We start from the raw sequence: 4547 nt of genomic DNA, 5'->3' as shown, positions 1-4547 counted from the left end.
GCATAAATGCGGTCAACATTGGTGCTGTAGTCAAACGTGTTTACCACTATGGCAGATCTGTCGATGTTTAAACCCCAGTCGGCAATTGGTCCCAGTTTGGGGCTGAGGCCAAACAGCGGGATCAAATGATCTGCGGCGATATGGCTCACCTCGTTGTTCTTGTCCAGCAGGGTGATCTCCTGCAAGTGCCCTTCGCCGGTTAAGGCCACCACGTTAGATTTCAGGATCAGGTCTATCTTGCCTTCCTTAGCCAGTTCAAAAACCTTTTCGGCAGAATCCGGAACACCACGGAAAGTATCGCCACGATGAACCAGGGTAACCCTTTCAGCAACATTAGCCAGGAAAATGGCCCAGTCCAATGCAGAGTCACCACCACCCGCCAAAACCACTTTACGGTTGCGGAACAGTTCGGGGTTTTTAACCATATAGGCTACGCCTCTGCCTTCAAAATCTGTAAGGCGGTCAATCTCGGGCTTGCGTGGCTCAAAGCAGCCAAGTCCACCGGCAATTACCACCACCTGGCAGTGAACGGTAGGGTTATCATTGGTTTGGATGGTGTATGATCCGTCGTTGTGCCGGTTAAGGATTTCTACCCGTTCGCCCAAACTAAAAGTGGGATGGAAGGGAGCAATCTGAGCCATTAACTTATTCACTAATTCCTGGGCGGTAACTTCGGGGTAGCCGGGAATATCATAAATAGGTTTGTGCGGGTAGATCTCGGAAAGCTGACCGCCCACCTGGGGCAGCACATCAATCAAATGGCAGCGCATTTTTAGCAGCCCCGCCTCAAAAACTGCGAACAATCCAACCGGCCCCGCGCCGATGATACAGATATCTGTATAAATATCATTATTTGTTAGATTTTTCTCGACGAAAGTTGGATTTTTTGTGTCCATAACTGTATTTTTTTGGTACACAAAGATGTCTCCAAAAAAACCGCCACACAAATCATATAAAGTAATACGTGATTACTTTAAGTTATAATTGGCCAGGCAAAAACGTTTAAAAAGTTCAACGAGTTTGCTGTTTTTACCATGTAGCTGGATGAACTGAAAGGTGCGGAAGATCTCCAATCCTTTAACCGCTATAATGCTAAGCTCATTATATTTCAGCTCACTTACTACCGACTGAATAGATAGGAAAGTAGCTGTATCTGAGTATAAAAGATACTGTTTTATAGCAATGCTGCTTTCCAGCTGGATCTCGATATTGAGGTCTTTAGGGCTGATATTCACACCCGCCAGTGCATCATAAATAACATCCAGCGTACCAGAACCTGCCTCGCGCAGCACAAGTGGGATCTCCAATAATTGTTTCGGGCTGATCTCTGGCTTTTTTGATAACTTATTGTTTGCCTTGGTAACCAACACTATTTCGTCTTTGGCAAAGGGCGAATAGGCCAGTTGAGGTAAGTGGGATGAGCCTTCGATGATCGCTATATCCAATTTTTCGTCAAGGATCATTTGTGAAATATGATCGGTATTAGCCTGTATAAAATTGAAGGTAATCTCGGGATAGGTTTTCTTAAATAACGCCAGTATTTTGGGTAATATGGTTTGGGCCACAGTAGTGCTGGCACCTATATGTAGTGTGCCGGCTTCAATGTTATTTAACTGTGCCAGTTCGGTTTCAAGGGCGGTATAAGTCTGGAAGATCTTATCGGCATATTGTAATAGCACCTTGCCCGCCGTAGTAAGCGCTATGTTGTTGCCATTGCGTTTAAATAGCTGTACATTAAGCTGTTGCTCCAGCTCTTTAATGTGCTTGGTAACAGCGGGCTGGGTAATATACAGCTCGTTAGCCGCCTTGGTAAAACTCAGGCGCTGTGCTACCGTATAAAATACCTTTAACCTGAAATCGAAGATCATCGGGTTAAATTTAGGGCTTTTAATTATTACACACGGGAACAGTTTGAATTTATTATCTGGTTTATAATTAGCGGATTAGGTTAGGTTATTGTGAGACAGAGGCTCTGCTTGTAAACCTTGCTTGCTCTTTTTTCTTTACCTTTGTTCTCAATCCGGGATAAAAACCCGGCAACCAGTATGACAAAAGAAATTGAAATAGTATGCCCTCCCGGGCAACATGAAGACGAAGCGGTGATTAAACGCCTCGTGGCAGCGGCTTTAAATATGCAGCCTCAAAAAATATCGGCAGTTAAAGTTTTAAAACGGTCCATAGATGCGCGCGGTCGTAAAGTGGTTTACCGCATGATGGTGCAGGTATATATCGATCAGCAATATCAGCCCGAAAGCTATATTGTAAATTACCCCAATGTACAATTTGGCCGGCCGGTCATCATTGTGGGCGCCGGTCCGGCAGGGATTTTTGCTGCGTTGCAATGTATCGAATCTGGACTGAAGCCGGTTATTTTGGAGCGGGGCAAGGATGTTAAACAACGTCGCCGTGATCTGGCCAATATTAATAAACAAGGTTTGATAAATCCGGAGTCTAACTATTGCTTTGGTGAGGGCGGGGCAGGTACCTATTCGGATGGTAAATTGTATACCCGGTCGACCAAGCGGGGAGACGTGAACCAGGTGCTCAAAATGTTTGTGGCCCACGGTGCCGACGAAGACATACTAGTAGATGCCCGCCCGCACATCGGTACCAATAAGCTGCCCCAGATCATCACTGCCATGCGAGAAACCATATTGAACGCGGGTGGTGAATTTTATTTCGATACAAAAGTTACCGCGCTGTTGGTAGAGTTTAACAAGATAAAAGGTGTAAAGCTGGCATCCGGCGAAAAAATGACCGCAGATGCCGTAATCCTGGCAACCGGTCACTCGGCAAGGGATGTGTTTGAAATGCTCCATCATCAAAATATATTAATAGAAGCTAAACCTTTCGCTTTAGGTGTCAGGATAGAGCATCCGCAGGAAATTATCGATCGTGCTCAGTATCACTGTGAATACCGCGGGCCTGATCTGCCACCATCTTATTATAACCTGGTTGAGCAGGTAGATGACCGGGGAGTATTTTCATTTTGCATGTGCCCGGGCGGCATCATCGCCCCATGTGCAACCGGGGAAAACGAAATTGTAGTGAACGGCTGGAGCCCATCTAAACGGAACAACCCTTTTGCCAATTCGGGCACGGTGGTGCAGATCAATATGGAAGATGTTGCAGGGGATGATAGCGACCCGTTTAAAATGCTGGGTTTTCAACAAGCGGTGGAACGTGCCGCGTTTAAAGCAGGCGGAGGCAATTTGGTTGCTCCAGGCCAGCGCATGGTTGATTTTGTTGAAGGTCGGTTATCCAATGATCTTCCACTAAATTCTTATCTGCCTGGCACTAAGAGCACCGAACTCAAAGAAGTATTACCCGGATGGATCCATAAACGGCTGCAAAAAGCATTGCCGGCTTTTGGCAAAAAAATGAAGGGATACTATACTAATGAAGCTATTTTGGTTGGGGTAGAGTCGCGTACGTCATCGCCGGTAAAAATTCCGAGAGATAAGGAAACCTTACAGCACCCGCAGGTAAAGGGATTATTTCCTTGCGGGGAGGGCGCCGGTTATGCGGGTGGCATTATTTCTGCTGCGATTGATGGTATCAATTGTGCATTGGCAACTTTAAAAATATTAGCATGACCATTTCTGAAAAATTAAGTAGCGAATTACAAAAAATATTATCGGGCGATGCCTGGTATGGTTCGCCGGTTTATGAGATTGTTGAAGGTATCAGTTTCGAAGCCGCTTATGAAAAACCGCCGGGATCGGTACACAATATTGCGGAGATTGTTTTGCATATGATAGCCTGGACGGAGGAAGTAATGGACAGGATGAACGGCTTGCCATCTGGTATTCCCACGAGCGGCGATTGGCCCGAGACCGGTGCTCCCGACGAACAAAAATGGCAAAACTATGTTGAAGATTTAAAGCTGGTGAACGTAAATTTGATTGGCATTATCCAAAACTTCCCGCAGGAACAATGGGATGAGCCAACAACAGACGAGCGTAGCCGCGAAGAGGGCAGTGGTGTTAGTTATGAAGAACTGATTAATGGACTAATTCAGCATCATATATATCACTCGGGTCAAATAGCATTGTTAAACAGAATATTAGGATTTCACTGATATATAATTGGTGAAATCAACAAAACAATATGAATAAAAAAACTCTCATATTAGGGGCAACACCCAATACCAGCAGGTACGCCAACTTTGCTGCCAACCGGTTGGTGGGCAACGGGCATACCATAGTTAATGTAGGTATAAAAACCGGTGAAATAGCCGGTGTACCTATCGAGAAGGCGGAAACTATTTATAATGATATTGACACAGTTACCTTATACATAGGCCCCCAAAATCAACCGCCGCTTTACGATTATATATTAAACACCAAACCCAAACGTATAATCTTCAACCCCGGTACCGAAAATTCAGAACTGCGCCGTATGGCCAACGAAAAGGGGATTGAAACGGAGAATGCCTGTACACTGGTGCTCTTGTCAACAGGGCAATATTAACACGCCTCTCCCGAAGGGGTATAAAAATTTGCTCAGCCACACTAATTGGAGTTCCCCCTTCAGAGGGTTGGGGG

At 45.4% G+C, this 4547-nt stretch carries 5 protein-coding genes; 3 read left to right on the top strand and 2 right to left on the bottom strand.

Annotated features, from left to right (window positions below):
* A partial coding sequence (locus AC1DPZ_RS22455; protein ID WP_477407648.1) for an NAD(P)/FAD-dependent oxidoreductase occupies positions 1-896 on the bottom strand: 896 nt, incomplete at its 3' end.
* Between the two features lie 72 nt (positions 897-968).
* Entirely contained in the window at positions 969-1868 is a 900-nt protein-coding gene (locus AC1DPZ_RS22450) for a LysR substrate-binding domain-containing protein (RefSeq protein ID WP_477407646.1), read from the bottom strand.
* 177 nt (positions 1869-2045) lie between these two features.
* Here AC1DPZ_RS22450 and AC1DPZ_RS22445 point away from each other — a divergent pair, with 177 nt between their 5' ends.
* The 3 genes from AC1DPZ_RS22445 to AC1DPZ_RS22435 are packed head-to-tail and all read left to right on the top strand — an operon-like array spanning position 2046 to position 4473.
* Positions 2046-3596, top strand: a complete 1551-nt coding sequence (locus AC1DPZ_RS22445; RefSeq protein ID WP_477407644.1) for an NAD(P)/FAD-dependent oxidoreductase — start codon at positions 2046-2048, stop codon at positions 3594-3596.
* On the top strand, positions 3593-4081 hold the full coding sequence (locus AC1DPZ_RS22440; protein ID WP_477407642.1) for a DinB family protein: 489 nt from the start codon (positions 3593-3595) through the stop codon (positions 4079-4081). Before AC1DPZ_RS22445 ends, AC1DPZ_RS22440 begins: the two co-directional genes overlap by 4 nt.
* Positions 4082-4110: 29 nt before the next feature.
* The gene (locus tag AC1DPZ_RS22435; protein WP_477407640.1) at positions 4111-4473 is read left to right on the top strand and encodes a CoA-binding protein; all 363 of its coding nucleotides are present in this window, start codon (positions 4111-4113) and stop codon (positions 4471-4473) included.
* The last annotated feature ends 74 nt before the right edge of the window (positions 4474-4547 follow it).

This window comes from Mucilaginibacter sp. P4_G9 (assembly GCF_056400985.1).
This window is presented reverse-complemented; position numbering and strand designations above follow the sequence as displayed.